Raw genomic sequence first — 21918 nt, 5'->3', positions numbered from 1 at the left:
CAAACACCTTCTTAAACCTTTGTTTTCGAACGGGAAGTAATTCCTGCCTTTGAACGGAAAAGGTGCAGATTTTCAAGTGCACGTCCGGTTCCAACAGCAACACAATCCAAAGCGTTTTCAGCAACGATTACAGGCATCTTAGTTTCTTCACTGATCACCTTGTCCAGGTTGCGAAGCAACGCTCCTCCTCCAGTCAACACGATTCCACGGTCCATAATATCGGCAGCCAGTTCAGGAGGGGTTTTTTCAAGTGTAACTTTAACAGCCTCCATGATGCTGTTTACCGTATCTCTCAGTGCGCTGGAAACTTCTTCAGCAGTAATCGTGATGGTTTTTGGTAAACCGGTCAAAAGGTCACGGCCACGGATATCCATGTTTTCAATACCATCAGCTGTGCCTGCAGAGCCAATTTCAAGCTTAAGGGTTTCAGCTGTACGCTCACCAATCATAAGATTATAGGTTTTCTTAATGTACTGAATGATCGCGTCATCCATTTCATCTCCGGCAATTCGGATGGATTGGCTTGTGACAATTCCGCCAAGGGAAATGATCGCCACTTCAGTTGTACCTCCACCAATATCCACTACCATGCTTCCTGTTGGTTCCCATACCGGAAGATCGGCACCAATTGCAGCCGCAAAAGGCTCTTCAATGGTGTAGGCTTCGCGGGCTCCTGCTTGCTTGGTCGCATCTTCTACTGCGCGTTTTTCAACGGCTGTAATCCCCGAAGGAACACATACCATGACATTCGGTTTTCTCGCAAAAACAGAACGGTTTTTCTGTGCCTGCTGGATAAAGTACTTCATCATGGTTGCAGTTGTTTCAAAATCAGCGATAACCCCATCCTTCATTGGACGAACCGCCACAATATTTCCTGGTGTACGGCCGATCATGTTCTTTGCAGCGTTACCTACCGCTTCAATTGACCCTGTATCTGTTCTCAATGCTACTACGGAAGGTTCACGCACAACAACACCCTTACCCTTCACGTAAACAAGAGTGTTTGCAGTCCCTAAATCAATCCCTAAATCTCTTGAAAATCCACCAAACATTTATGTAACTCCTTTCATCAAGCAAAACTCATAAATATGATTATACGCTAACAAAAGCGCAAATGACAATGTTAAACATAACCTTTTTCTTTTAAACTTACGTATTTTAAATCGCCAATAATAATATGGTCCAAAAGCTCTATACCAAGCATTTTGCCGCATTCTACTAATCTTTTGGTTACTTCGATGTCTTCCCTGCTTGGAGCAGGATCACCACTTGGATGATTGTGAAAACAAATAATGGAAGCCGCCGAACGTTTGAATCCTTCTTTAAATACTTCCCTTGGATGGACAATCGATGAATTCAGGCTTCCAATGAATATCGTTTTTTTGTAAATCACTTGGTTTTTCGTATTTAAATAAAGACAGACAAAATGCTCCTGCTGCAAAAAGCGGAGTTCATCCATCAAATATTGTGCGCCATCGTCAGGCGAACGGATCGCAAACCGTTCATCAAACGGCAGTCTGCTGATACGCCTTCCAAGTTCGATGGCTGCGAGAAGCTCGACGGCTTTCGCATCTCCAATGCCATGAATTTCTTTCAGTTCACTTATTGTTGCATCTTTTAACAAGCGCAGTCCTTCAAAATGCTGAATGATGCGGTTTGCCAGCTGAAGAACGGACTCCCTTCTGGATCCGGTCCTCAGTAAAATCGCCAAAAGTTCATGGTTCGCCAGGGTTCCCGGCCCGCTGGTCAGCATTCGCTCACGCGGGCGTTCTTCAACAGGATAATCACGAATCATAAGCGGTATTTCTGCCACTTACGTATTCCTCCTTATTTTTCGTCTTCCTGACTGACTGCGCTGATTCCAAAGCTTTCAAGCTCTCTTACCACTCTGGATACGGGCAATCCCACCACGCTGTAAAAATCTCCGGCGATCGACTGGACGAGCCTTGCGCCCAGCCCCTGAATCCCATAGCTGCCGGCTTTATCAAACGGTTCACCGCTGTTCACATAATTTTCAATCTCTGCATCTGACAGCTCCCAAAACGTAACGTCAGTAGAGACAAAAAATATCTGTTCCCTTTCTTTTGCAAGAATTGAAACCCCAGTATAGACAGTGTGTGTACGGCCCGACAGCGAACGAAGAACATCAATGGCTTCTTTTCTTCCCGCTGGTTTTCCCAAAACGGTACCATTGTTCACGACAATCGTATCTGCGCCGAGCACGACATGATCCGGGTACAGCCTGAATACATCTTCCGCTTTTTGCCTGGCAAGCGAACAAACAAGCTCTTCAGGTGAAAATGAGGGATCCATGACCTCTTGAATAGTACTTGGAATAACTTCGTACGAGAGAAGGTTCATTGAAAGAAGTTCTTTTCTTCGAGGTGAAGAAGAGGCTAATATGAGGCGTTTCATTTAATCACCCTTTTACATGAACGGCTATGTACCGTCTGTTGACAGGAGATTGAATTAAGCATATCAAAATCTCCACAGTTAGACAATAACCAATCCGTTTCATATTCGTTCCTTTAGTTTTTCGCCAATACTTTCCTGTTTATGTCTTCATTTTACAATATCTTTAAAAAAATGTCGGATTTATCCTCACAAAAAAAGCCCGAGAAATCATCTCTGGCTTTTCAGTGTTCTATTTAAGGGTATCGAGGAGCTTCGTATAGGAAATGAAACTGTCGAGCACTGCTTGCTGAAGCGGCCAGTCAACTTCCTTTGAATGCGTACTGGTCAGCTTACCCAGAGCTGTGGAGATTTGCATTTCATAAGCCTTTGCCGCTTTTCTCTGCTTCGACGGCCATTTTTCATCCTGCTTATCACCATACTGCTTCCAACCTTCATAATCCTGCTTAATGGATGCTTTTGCCTTTTTACTCAGTTCAGGCACCTGGGAAAGTGTGATCACATTTTGCAGCAGAATCTTGCCGTTAACGATAAAAGGTTCATCCATTTTTTGCGTGATTTTCAAGTTGGAATACGAGGCATCCAGTTGTTTCTGCCACACATCAACACCCAGTAATTGATACGCATCTGCAAGAGATTTTGCCTGTTCCTTCTTATTGCCGAGCCCGATCAGAACCGAATAATTTGCTCCTTGTTTATAAACAGCAGCAGCATATCCCTGTTCTTTAAGCTTTGAACTGACCTCCTCGGCTTTTTTTTCAGTGGAAAACAGTCCGTTCTGAACCGCATGAAAGTCCAAAGGAACGCTGGCAATGGTCGCCGGTGAGCTCCCTGTGGAATTGAGTTTGGTCTGCCGGGCAGACACGATCTGAGCTTCAGTGGACGCCGACTCTCCCGTAAAAAGCATGAGAATGATCGCTCCGAACGTGCAGCCGGTTATGATCGCCGCTATGGCGGCTGTCATCCAGGGTTTCGAAAACGGGGTTGTGTTTCTTTTTCTTCTGAGCAGAAACATTCGTCGTTTATTTCCAAGCTTCTTCAGGGCAGAAGGACGGGGCACAGGTTTTAATACTTTTTTAAAATCCAGTACTTTTCCGGACTCTTCACCTTCAATGATCTCCCAGGCAGCCCTTTCCTCTGTATAAACAGCGGCTGCAATTTCCTTTGTGGTGGCTTCCTGTTCACTCTTCCCTTCTTTGCAGGAAGTGGCTTTGCCGTTGATCAGTACTGTAACCGGCTTTTGCTCCTTCATGTCTATCCGCTCCTTTGTTCTATCATCTAGTAAACAGGATATGCCCTGTGCCGATTTCATAGAACAAAAAGAAGGATTAATAGAATAATCTTCTTTAATGCATCTGACTGAAATAAAAGCCTGCGATCTCTTCATAAAAAAAGTAGGAAAAAAGGATACCTGCTGCCAGAAAAGGACCAAACGGGATACGCTGTTTCCTGTTCAGGCGTTTTAAAGCTATACCCGCAGTACCAAAGACCGCACCAAAAAAGAGAGCGAGCATAAAAGCAAGCAGGACGGCCTTCCATCCGAGAACAATACCGGCAACGCCCATCAGCTTTACATCTCCTCCTCCCATGCCTCCTCCTGATGCGGCGGCAATGAAATAGAGGAGCCCGAATCCGAGCAAAAAACCCAAAACGGGGTTCCATGCAGAGCCGATCTGCACCCATAAACGAAGAGTGATAAAGAAACTGCCGAAAACCAACAGAATACGATCAGGGATAATCATATACACCAAGTCGGAAACCGTGATGATGGCCAGCATGGCAATGAGTGACCATGAAATGCACAATTCAAAAGACCAGCCCAACAATAGCGGTGAAAGCATAAAAAGCAAACCCGTAAGCAGCTCCGTTACCGGGTAAAGAATCATAATTTCCCCTTTGCACCCTCTGCACCTCCCCCGTTGAATCACCCAGGATACAACCGGAATCAGCTCACACCAGCCAAGCTTCCGGTCACAGGCGGAACAGCTGGAACCAGGATATACGATCGATTTCTTTAGCGGAACCCGGAGCCCCGCCACATTACAAAACGACCCGATAACCAGTCCAATAAAGAATAGAAAGGCATATTCCAATTGATCACTCCATCTCCAATCATCATTTGCAACCCATGTTTACTTTACTATCGGATGATTGTCGAGAGAGTTTATATTCACCTTTAACGGCTATTAAAAAAAGCTTTCACCTTTCCAATAAAATACAGTGAACCGGTAATGAGAAGCACTTCTTCCTCCTTTGTGGATTGCAGGAGGTGTTTCAATGCTTCCTGCCAATTTTCCGTATATGTTTTTTTAACCATTGCACTTTTCTCAAAGAGTGCTTTTCCGCAGTCTGCACGTGGGTGTTCAAAACCTGTAAAGGTAATGGAAGAACTGATTTTCTCCAACGGCTTCAGCATCTCTCCAGTATCTTTGTCCTTTAAAGCTGCAAAAAGAACATGAACGCTTCTGACGCCAAAGTGTCTTTTTAGTGTCTTACCCAACGCGCGAATGCCTTCAGGGTTATGTGCTCCATCGAGAATAATGGTAGGCACGCCCTCCATCACCTCGAATCTTCCCGGCCATCTCGCCTTTTTAATTCCGGAAATGACAGCATCCTCATCAATAACCCAGTTCATTTCATGTTTTAAAAGATCAACCGCCATTAACGCAAGGCCGGCATTTCTTACTTGATGCTCACCCGCCATCCCTATTTTGACTTCTCTTCTTTTGGAATAAAAAGAGCTGAATGAAAAAACTTCTTTCCCACCTCCACTTCTTTCAGAATGAACACTGAACTCATGGCCAAGCCGGAAGCATGGGGAGGAACATTGTGTGGCACGCCGTTTAATGACAGCTGCCGCCTCTGCCTGTCCAACGGCCGTGATGACAGGAACGCGCGTTTTAATGATCCCTGCCTTGTGGGACGCAATCTCTGAAAGGGTCGAACCGAGCAGATTCATATGATCATAACCGATACTGGTGATCACCGAAAGAATCGGCGTGATAACATTGGTTGCATCCGTTGTTCCCCCGAGCCCCGTCTCTATTAAACAAAGATCGGTGGAGCATTTATGAAAATACATAAATGCCGCCACTGTTACTGCTTCAAACTCGGACAGGCTGCCAAGACCTCCCCTTTCAAGTTCAGAAATCAACGGTTTCATACGGTCAAGGATTTCTTTCAGTTCCCGGTCTGTAATCATAGTTCCATTGATTTGAACATGTTCCCTGACATTCACAAGGAACGGAGAAGTAAACGTACCGACCCTGTATCCCTGCTCTCTGAGGATGGAAGCCATCATTTGGATGGTAGATCCCTTGCCGTTTGTACCTGCAACATGAATGCAGGTAAACTTCCTTTCCGGATGGTCCAGTTTTTGAAGGATGGACCTCATTCGTTCAAGACCCATCTTCATTTCCCCGGCATTTTTGAGCTTCAGGTATTCATTGATATCCTTATAGGATGTAAACACATCTGACTCCTCCTTTTTATTGTGATATCTCTGCGAGAAGGATAAAATAAGATAGACTTTTACTTAGCTTTAGAATGGCTATGTATATACGGAGGAATACCATGTCACAAACTTCCTGCTGGATTATTTATAACGGCAACCTGCCGCAAAAGAAATTTATGGATTTTGCTCAATGGACGGCATCTGCTGCCCAGAAGAAAGGAATCAAACCTACTATTATCAAAAACAATGATTTGCTTGTTTCGTTTAAAAACGGAACATCTTTTCTTGCCGGGCGTTTAAAAGACGAACGGCCGGACTTTGTTCTTTTTGGCGATAAAGATATTTTTCTTGCAAGACAGCTCGAAAACATGGGAATACCAGTCTTTAACTCTGCAGACGCGATTGAAACCTGCGACAACAAGTCTAGGATGTATCAGACGCTTGCCCACCAAGGCATCCTGTTTCCCAAAACCATTATAGCACCTAAAGTATTCGGTGAACTTCACGATGACAGCCATTGCGACATGGTGATCAAAGAAATTGGATTTCCGATGGTGGTCAAGGAAGCATATGGATCATTTGGCATGCAGGTTCACCTTGTCCAAAATGAAGCGGAACTGCTTTCTTTGATGAAGACATTAAAAAATACAGAATACGTTTTTCAGGAAATGGTTGCCTCGAGCTACGGCCGCGATGTCCGGATTAATATTGTAGGCGGTAAAGCGGTGGCTTCCATGCTCAGAAAATCGGAAACGGATTTTCGCGCCAATGTCAGTTTCGGCGGAAAAACAGAGCCTTATACTCCGACGAAAGAGCAGGAAGACCTGGCTGCCGCCTGTGCCGAGGCTGCAGGCACAGCATTCGCTGGAGTGGACCTTCTTTTTGGTGAAGACGGCACCCCAATTGTCTGTGAAATCAATTCCAACGCACATATTCGAAGCATTTATGATTGTACTGGGATTGATGTTGCCGACCATATGATGGATCACATTTTAAGGACGATTCAATCATGAAAGCAGGCTGGTTAATATACAGTGAACCGGACGCTGTAAAAAACGCTTCCTTCATCGACTGGCTCAAAGCGGAAGCAGCCTTGGCCGGTCTTTCGCTTGAATTGATGTTTGCGGAGAGGTTTGCCTTTGGAGTTACGGATAACAAACTCTCGTTGTACTATGACTTAAAAGAAATGAGATTGCCGCACTTTGCCGTCGTCCGTACCATTCAGCCCCTTCTCTCCCGACAGCTGGAAAAAATGGGACTCAAGCTCTTTAATTCATCATCGGTCTCTGCTGTGGCCAATGACAAAGCACGGACACACCAGCTCCTTGCTGAAGCGGGCATCCCGATGATGGACACCCTTTTCATACGTCCCTCTTTTTTTCAGACGCAATCCATGCCTTTTGATTTTCCTCTGGTGGCTAAGCTTGCATCTGGAAGAGGGGGCCAACAGGTTTACCTTGTGAAAACAGAAAAAGAACTTCAAAATGCCTTGTCTACACATCCCGAGCAGGATTGGGTCCTCCAAAAAATGGCGCCAGATGCTGGGAAGGACGTCAGGGTATTCGTCGTCGGAAACAAAATTGCAGGTGCCGTACTTCGAAGTTCATCCAATGATTTCAGGGCAAATTATTCGCTCGGTGGCCATGCAGAACTTTATCATCTGCAGCACGAACAAACCGCCCTCGTTGAACGGATCATTTTTCATTTTGATATTGGAATGGCCGGCATCGATTTTCTTCTGAATGAAAAAGGAGCTTTTATCTTTAATGAGATGGAAGATGTGGTCGGGAGCAGGACACTCAGTGCTACCTCTGACATTAATATCGCTAGACTTTATATGGAGCATATCGCCGCGAAATTAAAAAAGCCTGAAAGTGACTAACCACCTTCAGGCTTTTTTCTTACGCTTTTAATTCCTGAATACGCTGAAGAACTTTCTCGCGTTTCTCGCTGTAGTCTTTTTCTTTCGCTCGTTCTTCTTCAATCACTTTCTCAGGCGCTTTTTTCATAAAGCCTTCGTTGCCCAATTTCTTTTGAACACGCTCGACTTCTTTGTTGTATTTTTCAACTTCTTTTTCAAGGCGCTGAATCTCTTCTTCAAGATTGATCAGTCCTTCAAGCGGAAGATACATTTCTACTCCGGTAAGAACCGCACTCATGGATTTATCCGGTGCTGAAAGTCCAGTTCCCAGCTTCAATGAACTTGGGTTACAGAACTTTTCAATGTACGCACGGTTGACTTCTAAAGCTTGCAGTACCTCTTCACTCTTCGCGTTGATCTGAAGTTCGATCGGTTTGCTTGGTGCGACGTTCATTTCAGAACGAATGTTGCGTACCGTTCGGATCATCTCTGTCACCAGGTTCATGTCCTGAGCGGCTTCAGGGAAGTGGAGATCTTCACGTTTCTTCGGCCATTGGGCAACTGTAATGGACTCGCCTTTGTGAGGAAGGTGCTGCCAAATTTCCTCGGTAATAAATGGCATAATCGGATGGAGGAGGCGCAGCGTGCGATCCAGAACATACGCCAGTACTGAACGGGTCGTCTGCTTAGCAGCCTCGTCCTCGCCGTACAGCGGCAATTTCGCCATTTCGATGTACCAGTCACACAAGTCATCCCAGATAAAGTTGTACAGGAGACGTCCAACTTCTCCGAATTCGTACGTATCAATCAGCCTTGTCACATTTTCTGCCGTTTCATTGAAACGTGTTAAAATCCATTTGTCCGCCAGGTTAAGGTCACCAGTCAAATCAATTTCTTCTTCTTTTAAACCGTTCATATTCATGAGGGCAAAACGGGAAGCGTTCCAGATTTTATTGGCAAAGTTCCAAGTGGATTCAACCTTTTCCCAATAGAACCGAAGATCGTTCCCCGGTGAGCTTCCGGTAGAAAGGAAGAAGCGAAGTGCATCTGCACCATACTTTTCAATAACATCCATCGGATCGACACCGTTTCCGAGTGACTTACTCATTTTGCGTCCTTCTGAGTCACGGATCAGGCCGTGGATAAGAACATCATTAAACGGACGTTTGCCAGTGAACTCCATACCCTGGAAAATCATGCGGGCAACCCAGAAATAGATGATATCATAGCCCGTTACAAGCGCATTGGTCGGATAGTACCGTTTGAAATCAATTGCATCCTCATCCGGCCAGCCCATTGTGGAGAATGGCCAAAGTGCGGAAGAAAACCAGGTATCAAGAACATCGTTATCCTGCTCCCAGTTCTCCGCGTCTTGGGGTTCCTCATGACCAACGTACACTTCACCTGTTTCCTTATGATACCAGGCCGGAATTCGGTGCCCCCACCACAGCTGTCTTGAGATACACCAGTCGCGGATATTCTCAATCCAATGCAGGTAAGTTTTTTCAAAACGCTCCGGCACGAAGTTCACTTTTTCTTCTGTTTTTTGAAGCTCGATCGCTTTCTCCGCCAAAGGTTTCATTTTTACAAACCATTGTGTGGAAAGGTAAGGCTCAACAACGGCTCCGCTTCGTTCGGAATGCCCGACAGAATGCAAATGCTCTTCAATCTTGAACAATACACCTGCATCCTGAAGATCTTTCACGATTTGTTTTCGGCATTCGAACCGGTCCATTCCTTGATATACGCCTGCATTGTCGTTCATTTTTCCGGATTCATCCATAACGAGAACTCGTTCAAGGTTGTGGCGGTTTCCTATCTCAAAGTCATTCGGATCATGAGCCGGTGTAATTTTCACCGCACCTGAGCCAAATTCCATCTCGACATAATCGTCGCCTACAATCTCAATCTCGCGGCCTACAATTGGCAAAATCGCTTTCTTGCCGATGAGGTGTTTGTAACGGTCATCTTCCGGGTGAACGGCGATTGCTGTATCTCCCAGCATGGTTTCCGGGCGTGTGGTTGCCACTTCGATATGGCCGGACCCATCCGCCAAAGGATATTTCATATGGTAGAACGCACCTTGAACATCCTTGTAGATAACTTCGATGTCAGAGAGCGCTGTTTTCGTCTCTGGATCCCAGTTAATGATATATTCCCCGCGATAAATTAAACCTTTTTTGTAAAGGGTGACAAATACTTCACGGACAGCATCGGACAATCCCTCGTCAAGTGTAAAGCGCTCGCGGGAGTAATCGAGGCCAAGACCCAGCTTTGCCCATTGATTTCGGATAAAGTCCGCGTACTCGCCCTTCCACTCCCACGCCTTCTCCAAGAACTTTTCCCGTCCCAAGTCATAACGGGAAGTACCCTGTTCGCGAAGCTTTGCCTCGACTTTCGCCTGAGTCGCAATTCCTGCATGGTCCATTCCCGGCAACCATAATACATCATAGCCCTGCATCCGTTTGGCACGGCTCAGGATATCCTGCAGGGTAGTGTCCCACGCATGCCCAAGGTGCAGCTTGCCGGTAACGTTTGGCGGCGGGATCACGATGGAGTATGGCGTTTTCTCCTCATCGCCTGTTGCTTCAAAAAATTTGCCGTCCACCCAGTACTTGTACCAGGTTTCTTCGGTTGCCTTCGGATCATATTTCGTCGGCATAGAAAGTTCTTGTTTTTCAGTCGACATGAATGTCTCCTCCTTTATCTTTCCAATAAAAAAAGCCCCTCCGTCTCAAAGGACGAAAGAAGCATGTTCGCGGTACCACCTTTGTTTGCAAAAAGCAAAAGCATGGCTTTTTGCACACTCATTGACGGATAACGGTTTTTGCCGTCTTCTTCTAAAAAGAACAAACTTTTTTCAAAGAAGCTGCTCCAGGGCGACCTTCCAGCGCTGTTTCCTTAGAAAATCTCTCAGCTTTGATTTTCCTCTCTTTAAGGACAGTCGGTGTACTCTTCCCTTTCAACGCAATTCATATCATTTTATTGATCATATTCTATTTTAACTAGTGAATTGGGAAAACGTCAATAGCTTTCCCATTTGATGTAACAATTATTCTATTCAACCAAAACAAAATCGTGCATGCACGGTTTTATTCACACTGGAGCTCCCTCATGAATAACCTGGTTATTAACCCAGATGAACGAAGGAAGGATTATGATGCCCAGACGCTATTTTAAAAGAAACCGAAGACCGCCATTTCAATTCCAGGTACCTGATTGGCTGCGGGCCGCACGGGACGTGGTCAGCCAATTTACCATACCGCTTATTGTATTCCAAATTATCCGTACTATCCTTTTTCCCTCTGGCATTGATTTTATGATTATTCTTATTTTGGTCATTCTGCATTTTTGTTTTTCCTACGAAGTCCTGTAAATCAAATAGATCACATATAGAAACCTATATGTGATCGGTGTTTGTATTGGTATCCAGAGGCTGTGGAGGCGGCGGTGTCAGGATCAGGTCACAGAAGTCACGGATATGCCGCATCGCCGAAATCCGCTTTTCAAGTCTGTGGACAAACTCAATTTGGCTGTACCGCTCCCTTTGATGCCGATATAAATCAACGGAGTGAAAAAGGGGTTCAGGATAGCTGATATAGCTGACGAGCAGGCTTTTTTCCTCATCCAGGAGCGGGATATGCCTTTGATAAAGCGACAACAGCCGTCCCCCCTCTTCCTTCGTCCAGTTTGACAGGTGTACTGCTTTTCTAAAAAAGACCGCCAAATCTCTTACAGGCGTATCCAATACAGCTTTCTCAAAATTTAAAAGATGCGGCTCTCCGTGATGGGAATATAACAAATGATTACGCGAGAGTTTGCCGTGGCACAGCACACTTCGGTACCGTTTTTCGGAATGACACGCATCATACCAGTCCTTCAGTCGCCGTTTAGCGTCTTCAGCCATTCTCATCATATGATGGAAATGGCTCAAATAGGTCAGTTCAAAAGGAGACATGTACGGCATGCGTTCGGATTCTTCCGCAAACCGTTCCATCTCAAGCTGCCGGGACTCCCAGCGCTGCATCAAATACTGAAACGAATGATCCACCACTTCAGGAGAGAAGTCCTGCTCTTTGAGCGTCAAGAAATGGATCTTGCCGATCTCTTCAATGATCACTTCTTCCCTTGTTAATCCAAACCGGTCTCCTCCCGCAAACCAGGGCATCAGGTAATAGGTTCTGTTGCCATATTGAACCGTATAATCTCCGTATTTTGTAGGATAGAGCGGGACAATCTGGTGATAGCCGATTTCGGACAACCTGTGGATCACATGAGTAAACCAGCTCGCTTCTTCCTCATTTAATGAGGTTTCTTTCAAAGCAAAGGTCCCTCTTCTGGAAATCACCTTTTTGACTTTGCCTACTTCCTCAATTTTTTCAGGATAGAGATCATATTGAAACAGAATCGGGCCATAATTAACCGTTTCGCTTGAATAGCTCACAGGGCTACCCTCTTTCGTTTATCGTCCATCCAGTCGGTAAAACAGTGGAGAAGAATTCTGTTAAAATCCCAATCTTGTTCAAAAGATTCCACATAACTGACGATGTGAGCCAGCTCTTCATTTTTTAACTGATCCACGCAATCCTGAAGCTCCCACGGCGTTAAAATCTCTGCAAGTAGCAAATACCCCTGTTCCCTCTCAAGTGAAAAATGTTCGTTTATGCAGGTTAAGAGTTTTCTGAGCGAATACGGACCGCACTCTTTCAGCCACTCAGTCAACAGACTGCGCAACGGCCGGTATCCGTGCTCGGGATAGTCATCACTTCCCCGGTAAAACAGGATATTAAAAATCTGTCCTCCATTGTTCATGTGGGTGTCCGAATCAAACAGCGGCAGCGGTACATGGCTTGAAGCTTTTTTTAGTTCCATTGCCAGATTAAGCCGTTTATTTGCTTCCGGCAGTGAGTTTTTTACACTCACCAGTTCATTGTATTCTTTACTTAGCTTATGGATGGCAGCGAGGCATGTATCAAACGAATAATGATCTTCCTTGGTGACGGAGCTGAACTCCCCCTGAAGTTCAAGCCCTGCCTGCAGCATATTGCCGATCAATAAGCCCCACCTTTTTTCATGGCCGCTCCGTTCGTGTGTTCCTTCGACATAATCATGCAGCGTTAAATACTCGTTTTCCATAACCACCCACGGCTTGCCCTCTGCTGTCCGTATCATGCGGTCAGCAACAGCGAGACTGTTCTTGCCTACTTCATCTCTCCACCGGACATGCCAGTCAAGAAGCGCACGATCCTTCCACACCCGGATTTGTTTTACCCCGCAATCGGTATCCACAAGATGATCTTTTTCTTTCCAGGTTACCTTTTGAAGTTCATAATGTTTCTTAATCTCAAATAGTATGGTCATCTCTACCACCGCCCCTAACGGCTATGCGAGACTGGAATGTAAATAATCTGGCCTTCATTGACTTCTTCCTGGTTGATTCTGTTTACCCTGAGTAATGAATGGATGGACACATCATACCGCTCGCAAATACTGTCCAATGATTCTCCCCGCTGGATAATGTACATTTTTACTTTTGAAAACTTTTCTTCATTGCCGGAAAGCATTTTTGTCAGATACAGGGCGTTCTCTTCTTTTCTTGAAGGGGTAGTATGCTCCACTTCTTCTGGCTCTGGCTCTTCTTCATAAACTTGCTCTGCAGTTTCCCCGGTAACCACATCTTCGGTTTGTGCATACGCGAACGGAGAATAGGTGTCCGGCCGGTGTTCTTCCATCTGCGCATGATCATGAGAGTCGGTTTCAGCAAAGCTGTCCTCCACAGGATCAATTTCTTCCTGTTGAAACGCAGGCACTGGCGGTACAGGCGGTATATAGGAAGGCGTATAGTAGGATATCGATTTAAGCGCAGGAAACGCAGTTTCTTCTTCTTCCTCTTCACCTTGTTCTTCTTCCGTGTTCATGGCCGGCTCTTCTTCAAGCGGTGAATATTCATCATTTTGCCGGTTGTAATAGATGGCTGGCTCTGAAAAATCATCCTCTTCGGCTTGATCCGGGACAGGCATTACAAAATGCTTTTTGGATTCAAAAGAGAAAGGCGCAAAGATTTCCTCTTCCCCGTCCCTTGGTTTCTCTTCCTCCTGTGCTTCTGGCTGCTCGTTTTCATACCTCGCCTCAAAAACAGGAATTTCAAAGGCTTCAACCGCCTCTTCTTCGTCATTGCTTGTAAAAGATTCAAATGCTTCTTCCTGGTCATTGCTTGTAAAAGATTCAAATGCTTCTTCCTGGTCATTGCTTGTGAAAGATTCAAACGCTTCTTCTTCGTTATTGCTTGTGAATGATTCAAAAGCTTCTTCAACCGGTTGTTCGGAATACTCCTCTTCCTCACGCTCTCCTTCATTGCTGTCGAGAATCCCTGATATGGAAACAGATGCCGTCAGCTCCAGGCATGTCGGATTAGGGAGCTCATAATCAAAGGCATCAACCAGTACAAAAACTTCTTCAAGCCGCGGCACACGCGACGAAGGAATCGTAATGTCTACCGGGAACCGATGATCAAGTTCTGCAATTCCTTCATCATTCATTTTCAATTGGGTCAATGAACGGTAGGATACCTGCTCTCTTAGAGAACCGGTTTCCAAATTAAGCGAACCGCCTTCATCCAGTACACATGGACGGTACTCACCATGCAGCTTCAGGGCTCCTTTAACACAAACCTGGCCATTTTCTTCTGTAACCTGAATTTCCGGCTCCATGGCCATCGATAAAACTTCCGCAACTTCCTGTCCTTTCTTTAACCAGACCGACTCCTCTATGGAGAAACGCAAGTTTGATGGATTCAACGCCTTTCTCCTCCTTTCAGCCAAATATCATACATTACAGGATTATGAACAGGTTAGGGAAAATATGATTGGAAAAGCAAGAAAGACGTTTACCGAGGAAAAACTGTACGCTTACGTCCAGGTTTTCAAAACGAAAAAAACTGCACCAGGCAGATACACCGGGTGCAGTTTTTACTAAAGGGATGTAACCCTTTGTTGCTCTATGAAGTAGTTGATTTCCGTTGCCGAATGCTGGCTTTTACCGGCGCAAGCGCCCTCTTAACCGGCGCTCGTGCCTTCTTAACCGGTGCTTGCACCTCACTGGTCTCACCTGGCCCGCATATCCTGCCGGAGTCTCGCATCCTTTCACTACAATCAACTTAACAACGAAGATGCTGCGCAGAATCTTGCAATACAATTATTTTTTCAACTTGGAAAATGCTTTTTCGCAAGCGGCTATTGTTTTTTCGATATCCTCATCACTATGTGCGGTAGAAAGGAATAATCCTTCGAACTGGGATGGAGGAAGGGAGATGCCTTCTTCCAGCATCGTCTTGAAATAAGATGCAAAATAATCCAAGTTGGATGTTTTGGCACTTTCATAGTTCATAACATCCTGGTCTGTGAAGAAGAAACCAATCATTGAGCCGGCACGGTTCAGACTGTGCGGGATTCCGTATTTTTCAGCTGCCGCTGCAATTCCCTCGGCCAGACGGTCTCCTTTTCTCACAAATTCCTTGTAGGATTCAGGAGTCAGCTGGGACAGCGTTTCATATCCTGCCGCCATGGCGAGAGGATTTCCAGAAAGTGTTCCTGCCTGATAAATCGGTCCACTCGGCGCTACTTGCTCCATGATTTCCTTCTTCCCGCCATAAGCACCGACAGGAAGACCGCCACCGATTACCTTGCCAAGACAGGTAAGGTCAGGTGTTACGCCAAAATAGCCTTGCGCACAGTTGTAATCGACGCGGAAGCCGGTCATGACCTCATCAAAAATCAGCAGTGAACCGTATTGCTTCGTTACTTCTCGAAGACCCTCAAGGAACCCTTTTTGCGGAGGGACAACACCCATATTTCCAGCGACTGGCTCCACAATGATACACGCGATGTCTTCACCAAACTGTTCAAAGGCATAACGGACACTTTCAAGGTCATTGTACGGAACGGTAATCGTGTTTTTGGCAATGGACTCAGGAACTCCCGGGCTGTCAGGCAGTCCCAGTGTGGCCACACCCGAGCCGGCTTTAATGAGAAGAGAATCCCCGTGGCCGTGGTAGCAACCTTCAAATTTCAAAATCTTGTTTCTGCCGGTATAGCCTCGGGCCAGGCGCAGCGCACTCATTGTCGCTTCTGTTCCTGAGTTGACCATTCGGACAATTTCAATGGAAGGGACTCTTTCGACCACAAGCTCCGCAAGCTTTGTTTCCCACTCGGTAGGCGCCCCAAAGCTGGTGCCCAGTTCAGCGGTTTTCTTTAGGGAATCTACGACTTTTTCATCGGCATGTCCCAAAATAAGCGGACCCCAGGACAATACGTAGTCAATGTACTCATTCCCGTCAATATCATAGATTTTCGAGCCTTTTCCTCTTTCCATATATACCGGCTCCATATTCACCGATTTAAAAGCACGAACCGGGCTGTTTACACCGCCTGGCATATACTTTTTGGCTTCCTGAAAAGCAGCACTGGATTTTTCAAAGCTTCTCATGTTTATATCCTCCTGTCCTTAACGGTTTAACCAGCGTGATACATCCTTTGCATGATAAGTGATGATCAAATCAGCGCCTGCGCGTTTCATTCCAGTCAGCGTCTCCATCACAATGCTTTCTTCATCAATCCAGCCGTTTTGGGCTGCCGCTTTGATCATGGAGTACTCCCCGCTTACATTATAGGCAACAAGAGGGAGTGGATAGCGGTCCTTCAGCTCACGAAGTACATCAAGATAAGCCAAGGCCGGTTTTACCATAAGGAAGTCTGCACCCTCCTCAATGTCGGATTCAGCTTCGCGAAGAGCCTCCATGCGGTTGGCAGGATCCATTTGATACGACTTACGATCACCAAATTGCGGAGAGCTGTGAGCCGCTTCACGAAACGGACCGTAATAAGCAGATGAATATTTAACAGAATAGGACATGATCGGCACATTTAAAAATCCGGCTTCATCCAACCCTGCTCTAATGGCCGTTACAAATCCATCCATCATGTTGGATGGAGCAATAACATCGGCCCCGGCTTTTGCCTGAGAGACCGCTGTGTTCGCCAATGCCGCAAGCGATTCATCATTCAGCACTTCTCCGTCCCTGATGATGCCGCAGTGTCCGTGATCTGTGTACTGGCACAAACACGTATCAGCAATCACGGTAAGCTGCGGGAAGCTCTCCTTGATGATCTTGATCGCCCTTTGGACAATTCCGTTATGGTCATAAGCCGAGCTGCCGACTTCGTCTTTATGACCCGGCACGCCAAAAACCATAACAGAACGGATGTTAAGGTCCACAAGCTCCTGCATTTCCTCATGAAGAAAGTCAAGGGATACGTGGTAAACGCCTGGCATTGATGGCACTTCCTGCTTCACCTTTTCACCTTCTACAAAAAAGATCGGATAGATCAGATCATCTGTGTGCAAATGTGTTTCTCTGACTAGTGCGCGCATGCTTTCACTTGTGCGCAATCGTCGATGTCGTTTAAAGTTCATCATTGTTTCCCCTTTCCGAAAAAAATCCTCACCGCTTTTATTATACCTTCTTCCGTATAATCATTGGCAGTAATCAGCTTACGAAAGCCAGTTGCTTTTGCTTTTGCAGCAGTTACCGGTCCAACACAGGCAGCGGGAACATCTTGATAATCAGCCAGCCGGCTGCCGATTGTCTCACTGAAAAATGAGATACTCGAAGGGCTCATAAAGAGGAGCATGTCCACCTTGGCTGGAAGCTGCCGGGTATCGAGCACAGGGTTCTTTTTTGTCTCATAAACAATCATTTCCGTAACGTCCGCTTTACCGGCGAGCGTATATTTTATAGTAGACTTCGCCAGGTTACCTTTAGGAACCAGCACCCTGCTGCCTGGTGTAACCTTGCGCTTTAAGAGAGCAGCGAGCTCCCATCCTTCAAATCGTTCAGGGATTAAATCCACATAAATCCCCTGTCGCTTCAGGCTTTCTGCTGTTTTTCGCCCAACGGCTGCAATCTTCATGTTATTTAGGGACAACTTCTCGGCTTGCAGCCACTCAAGAAAATAGCGGACGCCGTTGACGCTTGTAAAGACGACCCACTCATAGGCATCAAATTCCCGCCTTATCTCTTCTGCAGAAGCACCAGGATTTGCTTTTGAAATGTGCATCACCGGAAAACTGACCGCTTCTGCCCCTTCCTCCCTTAAACGGGATAAGAGCTTCCGGGATTGTTCAACTGCCCTCGTAACAACAATTGTTTTCCCCGTTAACAGACTGGCATTCATATGCCCAAATCTTTCTTTACCTTCTCTAGAATATCTGTTGCTCCTTTAGCCTGCAGAGTGCCTGCTAATTCAACACCAAGCTTTTGTGCATCATTTGAAACGGCATGTTCCTTGATGATGGTTTTTCCATCAGGAGTTCCCACAAGACCGGTTAAAGAAATTTCGCCTGTTTTTGTTTTTTTCGCATAAGCCGCAATCGGCACCTGGCAGCCGCCTTCAAGTCTGTAAAGAAAAGCACGCTCCGCCATTACCGTTTCAAACGTCTCTTTATCATTTATTTGCTGAAGATAATGATTGAGCTCTTGGTCGTCTTCTCTGCATTCGATGGACAATGCCCCCTGTCCCACCGCCGGAAGGCTTGTGGTGACAGACAGGTATTCTGTTACCGTGTCACTGGACCAGCCCATACGCTCGAGGCCTGCCGCAGCGAGTATGATTGCGTCAAATTCTCCTGAGCGCAATTTTCCAAGCCGTGTATCGATGTTACCCCTGATGGACTTGATGGTAAGGTCCGGCCTCGCGTTCAAAATTTGCGCAGCGCGGCGCAGCGAGCTTGTGCCGACGACTGCTCCGGACGGAAGATCTTTCAGAGAACTGTATTTCTCTGAAATAAACGCATCACGAGGATCTACACGCTTAGGCGTACACCCGATCATCAAGCCGTCTGGCAGCACTGAAGGCATATCTTTCATACTATGTACAGCCATATCAATCTCTTTGTTTAAAAGAGCCTGCTCGATCTCCTTTACAAACAGCCCTTTGCCCCCTACTTTGGACAGCGTTACGTCAAGGATGACATCCCCTTTGGTAACGATTTCTTTTACCTCAAATTCAAAAGGGCAACCGAGGGCTTTTAACTGGTCAATAAACCAATTGGTCTGGGTTAGCGCCAATTTACTTCGTCTTGATCCTACTACAATTTTTCTCATCTATTTAAAACCTCCTACAAGATTGCCGTTTCCTACTGATACCAAAAATGAAATTCGGTCAGTGTCGATGCCAGAAAATAATTGATCAGGACAATCAGAAAGGCCGCCGTATTCCATATGGCAAGGGTTTTTCCCTGCAGTCCCCTGGCTACTTTTTGATACAAAAAGATACTATACACTGCAATAACCACAAAGGACGAAATCACCTTCGCATCAAGCAGAGAAAAGTCCTGTACTTTTAAGAATGCCCAGATGACACCCAATATTAAACTCAATAAAAGAATGGGCACTCCTGTTATATTTAAGCCGTAAGACAGCCGTTCCAGCGTGGAAAGGCTGCCCAGACGCTGAAGTCGCTTGTTCCACTTCTTCTGTTTCAGCAGCCTGTGCTGCAGCAGGTACATGATTGAAAAAATAAACGAAAGAGTAAACGTACCATACGAGATAAATGCCATAGTCACGTGTATAACCAAAAGCTCGGAAATGAGCCTGGTCGACATCTCGTCACTGACCCGTTCACCCGGAGCAAACAGATTAATAGACATGATCAGAAAACCGAGCACATTGGTAAAAAATACCAAAAAGTCGATTCTGAAAAACCAGTTTAACACCAAAGATAAGGTGACTAATATCCAGGCATAAAAAAACAAGCCCTCAAAAGGCGTCAAAATAGGCGGGCGCCCCATTTCCACCATACGCTGGACGAAAAAAACCGACTGCAGTACCCAGACAATAGAAAGCAACCAGAAGGCGATTCGGTTAGCCTTCCGGTTGTTTTGTAAAAAGTCGATAAAATAACCTATAATGCTCAGCGCATATAAAATAATGGTTGTATCGTATATCCAATTTGCGTTTTGCATATCAGAAACTCCCCTCTAGGAGCCCAGTGACATCTCCTTTACAGAGGCAGGGAAGGAGATGCTTCACGTAACTTTGATGTTTCTTTTTCCGTTTTCAGCTGTTGCTGTTTCACCTCTTCTTCAAGCGCAAAAATTTTGGTGAAAAATTCAAGCGCCTGATCTGCCCCAGGTTCCCCAGCCTGCTCTTTAATTCTTACGATCGGATCGCGGAGCAACTGGTTGACAATGCTTTTCGTATGCTTACTCAGCACCTTTTTCTCGCGATCACTCAAATGTGGCATTTTCCGTTCAATGCTTTGCATCGTTTCTGCCTGTACAGCGAGTGCTTTTTCACGTAATGCTGTAATCACCGGCACCACCCCAAGCATATTGACCCACGATTGAAAGGCTACAATTTCGCCTTCAATCATAATCTCGATCTTTTCCGCCTCTTTTTTACGTTCAGCGAGGTTGGCTTCAACAATACCTTCGAGATCATCAATATCATAAAGGAAAACACTTTCCAACTCATTTAAACCTGGATCCAGGTCCCGAGGAACGGCGATATCCACCATAAACAGCGGACGGCCTTTTCTTTGCTTAAGCAGGGATTGAACCATTTCCTTTGTGATGACATAAGACTCTGATCCGGTTGAAGTTATGACAATGTCGGCGATGTTAAGGACGCTGCCCAATTCTTCCATAGGGTGTGCGGTTCCATTGAATCGTCCAGCCAGCTCAAGTGCTTTTTCGTACGTCCTGTTCACTACGTGGACACTGGCGACACCATTGCTGTGAAGATGCTTGGCCGTTAATTCACCCATTTTACCGGCACCAACAATTAGAATATCCTTCTTTTCAAGGCCGCCAAAGATCTTCTTTGCCAGCTCAACCGCGGCATAGCTTACTGACACGGCGTTTTCCCCGATTTCTGTTTCGGAGTGGGATCGCTTTGCGAGTGTTATTGCCTGTTTGAAAAGATGGTTAAAAATCGTACCTGTTGTTCCCTCCTGCTGTGCAAGAAGAAAACTGTCACGGACCTGTCCAAGAATTTGAGTCTCCCCCAATACCATTGAATCCAGCCCGGCAGCCACTCTGAATAAATGTTCTACAGAAATCTCTTCCTCACGAATAAATAGAAATGGATTCAAGTCATTCGTCTCAATGGAGAACCATTCTGCAAGAAAAGATTTCATGTAATAGCGGCCAGTATGTAACTGGTCGACGACCGCATACACTTCTGTACGGTTGCATGTGGAAACAATCGTGCATTCGAGAATACTTTTTCTTGCCCGCAATGCCTTATGTGCTTCCGCTAATTCAGTTGGTTGAAATGAAACTTTCTCTCGAATTTCAACAGGTGCGGTTTTGTAATTTAAACCGACAACAAGGATGTGCATCCCACTCACCCCCTTTTTCTCATCATAAAACTGCAGTAATTATCCTAAACCATTATAACATGTATAAGAAAGTAATCATTCTAAAAATGTGAACAGACTATGAAACGTATGCTATCATAAATAAAGTGCAAACGGTTGGATTTGTTCTTAACCATACGTACTTCCCTATTCTGTCCAACCTGTAACAAACTATAAAGTTTCTTGCGTTCACAAAAAAATTTATTTGTGATACCCATATAAAAATAACAAATTTCGACCTTTTTAGCAAAGGATTGATTTGTGTTTTTTAATTTGTTTGGAGGTAATGATGAAAAGTAAAGGTAGTTTTTCAGGTATTGTGCTGCTCGGGATTGGACTATTTTTCCTTGCTCAGCAAATGAAAGTTACATATGTTGCACCCTATTTAACATGGCCAACGTTTCTGATTATTATCGGATTGGCTTTTCTTGTTCAAAGTGGTGGAGGAAAAGATGGCGCAAGTTCATTTTCTGCCATACTCCTGCTTGGTCTGGGAATTCATTTCCACGCCATCCATCATATCGACAGCTGGCCCAATCAGCCGGCAACCATTATTCTGATTATTGGTCTTGCTTTTCTATATATGTACAAGCAAACGAAAGAAGGTCTGCTTGCAGGGATCGTGCTGATTGCTATCGCCGCGTGGAATTTCTTCAACAAATCACAGACACCGTCAATCACGGAATGGTTTTCTTCCGTGGAAGGGTTTTGGCCCTTTGTACTCATTGCTGTGGGTGCGTATTTTGTCTTTATCAAAAAAAAATAAACCAGAG

19 protein-coding genes and 1 other annotated feature are annotated in these 21918 nt (G+C 45.4%); of the genes, 3 read left to right on the top strand and 16 right to left on the bottom strand.

All coding sequences use genetic code 11. From position 1 onward, the window contains the following. Positions 1 to 11 precede the first annotated feature (11 nt). From AS030_RS14655 to AS030_RS14630, 6 genes are all read right to left on the bottom strand, one after another. A complete protein-coding gene (locus AS030_RS14655) occupies positions 12 to 1052 on the bottom strand; it encodes a rod shape-determining protein (RefSeq protein WP_061972607.1) in 1041 nt (346 codons plus the stop codon). Positions 1053 to 1123: 71 nt separating this feature from the next. Then, positions 1124 to 1795, bottom strand: a complete 672-nt coding sequence (radC, locus tag AS030_RS14650) for a RadC family protein (protein ID WP_074440576.1) — start codon at positions 1793 to 1795, stop codon at positions 1124 to 1126. 32 nt (positions 1796 to 1827) lie between these two features. Beyond that, the gene (locus tag AS030_RS14645) at positions 1828 to 2415 is read right to left on the bottom strand and encodes a Maf family protein (RefSeq protein ID WP_061972606.1); all 588 of its coding nucleotides are present in this window, start codon (positions 2413 to 2415) and stop codon (positions 1828 to 1830) included. A 229-nt stretch (positions 2416 to 2644) separates the two neighbouring features. Continuing rightward, positions 2645 to 3664, bottom strand: coding sequence for an SPOR domain-containing protein (locus tag AS030_RS14640; protein ID WP_061972605.1), 1020 nt, complete (start codon positions 3662 to 3664; stop codon positions 2645 to 2647). Positions 3665 to 3758: 94 nt separating this feature from the next. Next, entirely contained in the window at positions 3759 to 4505 is a 747-nt protein-coding gene (locus tag AS030_RS14635; protein WP_061972604.1) for a prepilin peptidase, read from the bottom strand. 83 nt (positions 4506 to 4588) lie between these two features. Then, positions 4589 to 5884: a bifunctional folylpolyglutamate synthase/dihydrofolate synthase gene (locus tag AS030_RS14630; RefSeq protein ID WP_082635826.1), complete on the bottom strand. Its 1296-nt coding sequence runs from the start codon at positions 5882 to 5884 to the stop codon at positions 4589 to 4591. A 101-nt stretch (positions 5885 to 5985) separates the two neighbouring features. On the opposite strand from AS030_RS14630, the gene AS030_RS14625 reads away from it, so the two are divergent. Next, the gene (locus AS030_RS14625; RefSeq protein WP_061972603.1) at positions 5986 to 6879 is read left to right on the top strand and encodes an ATP-grasp domain-containing protein; all 894 of its coding nucleotides are present in this window, start codon (positions 5986 to 5988) and stop codon (positions 6877 to 6879) included. Continuing rightward, positions 6876 to 7748 carry an ATP-grasp domain-containing protein gene (locus AS030_RS14620; RefSeq protein ID WP_061972602.1) on the top strand — a complete coding sequence of 291 codons (873 nt, stop codon included), beginning with the start codon at positions 6876 to 6878 and terminating at the stop codon, positions 7746 to 7748. The genes AS030_RS14625 and AS030_RS14620 overlap by 4 nt, the downstream gene beginning before the upstream one ends. Before the next feature lie 19 nt (positions 7749 to 7767). On the opposite strand, the gene AS030_RS14615 is transcribed toward AS030_RS14620, so the two are convergent. The 10 genes from AS030_RS14615 to hemA form a co-directional block, all read right to left on the bottom strand. Then, entirely contained in the window at positions 7768 to 10416 is a 2649-nt protein-coding gene (locus AS030_RS14615; RefSeq protein ID WP_061972601.1) for a valine--tRNA ligase, read from the bottom strand. Between the two features lie 45 nt (positions 10417 to 10461). Then, positions 10462 to 10702: a binding site (T-box leader), on the bottom strand. A 425-nt stretch (positions 10703 to 11127) separates the two neighbouring features. Then, positions 11128 to 12171 carry a spore coat protein YsxE gene (ysxE, locus tag AS030_RS14605; protein WP_061972599.1) on the bottom strand — a complete coding sequence of 348 codons (1044 nt, stop codon included), beginning with the start codon at positions 12169 to 12171 and terminating at the stop codon, positions 11128 to 11130. Beyond that, complete coding sequence (locus AS030_RS14600) at positions 12168 to 13088, bottom strand: hypothetical protein (RefSeq protein ID WP_061972598.1); 921 nt, start codon at positions 13086 to 13088, stop codon at positions 12168 to 12170. The genes ysxE and AS030_RS14600 overlap by 4 nt, the downstream gene beginning before the upstream one ends. A 14-nt stretch (positions 13089 to 13102) precedes the next feature. Then, the gene (locus AS030_RS14595) at positions 13103 to 14524 is read right to left on the bottom strand and encodes a LysM peptidoglycan-binding domain-containing protein (protein WP_061972597.1); all 1422 of its coding nucleotides are present in this window, start codon (positions 14522 to 14524) and stop codon (positions 13103 to 13105) included. Positions 14525 to 14921: 397 nt separating this feature from the next. Continuing rightward, positions 14922 to 16211: a glutamate-1-semialdehyde 2,1-aminomutase gene (hemL, locus tag AS030_RS14590; RefSeq protein WP_061972596.1), complete on the bottom strand. Its 1290-nt coding sequence runs from the start codon at positions 16209 to 16211 to the stop codon at positions 14922 to 14924. 18 nt (positions 16212 to 16229) lie between these two features. Next, positions 16230 to 17201, bottom strand: a complete 972-nt coding sequence (hemB, locus tag AS030_RS14585; protein WP_061972595.1) for a porphobilinogen synthase — start codon at positions 17199 to 17201, stop codon at positions 16230 to 16232. After that, on the bottom strand, positions 17198 to 17959 hold the full coding sequence (locus AS030_RS14580) for a uroporphyrinogen-III synthase (protein ID WP_061972594.1): 762 nt from the start codon (positions 17957 to 17959) through the stop codon (positions 17198 to 17200). Before AS030_RS14580 ends, hemB begins: the two co-directional genes overlap by 4 nt. Further along, positions 17956 to 18888 carry a hydroxymethylbilane synthase gene (hemC, locus tag AS030_RS14575; protein ID WP_061972593.1) on the bottom strand — a complete coding sequence of 311 codons (933 nt, stop codon included), beginning with the start codon at positions 18886 to 18888 and terminating at the stop codon, positions 17956 to 17958. Before hemC ends, AS030_RS14580 begins: the two co-directional genes overlap by 4 nt. Before the next feature lie 32 nt (positions 18889 to 18920). Next, the gene (locus AS030_RS14570; protein ID WP_061972592.1) at positions 18921 to 19748 is read right to left on the bottom strand and encodes a cytochrome c biogenesis protein; all 828 of its coding nucleotides are present in this window, start codon (positions 19746 to 19748) and stop codon (positions 18921 to 18923) included. A 38-nt stretch (positions 19749 to 19786) separates the two neighbouring features. After that, the gene (hemA, locus tag AS030_RS14565) at positions 19787 to 21127 is read right to left on the bottom strand and encodes a glutamyl-tRNA reductase (RefSeq protein WP_061972591.1); all 1341 of its coding nucleotides are present in this window, start codon (positions 21125 to 21127) and stop codon (positions 19787 to 19789) included. Positions 21128 to 21431: 304 nt separating this feature from the next. Here hemA and AS030_RS14560 point away from each other — a divergent pair, with 304 nt between their 5' ends. Continuing rightward, on the top strand, positions 21432 to 21911 hold the full coding sequence (locus tag AS030_RS14560; RefSeq protein ID WP_061972590.1) for a LiaF transmembrane domain-containing protein: 480 nt from the start codon (positions 21432 to 21434) through the stop codon (positions 21909 to 21911). Positions 21912 to 21918 lie beyond the last annotated feature (7 nt).

It is taken from the genome of Fictibacillus enclensis (genome assembly GCF_001457035.1).
Classification (GTDB): Bacteria; Bacillota; Bacilli; order Bacillales; family Fictibacillaceae; genus Fictibacillus_C; species Fictibacillus_C enclensis.
Note: the sequence above shows the minus strand (reverse complement) of the source record. Positions and strands in the feature narration are given on the sequence as shown.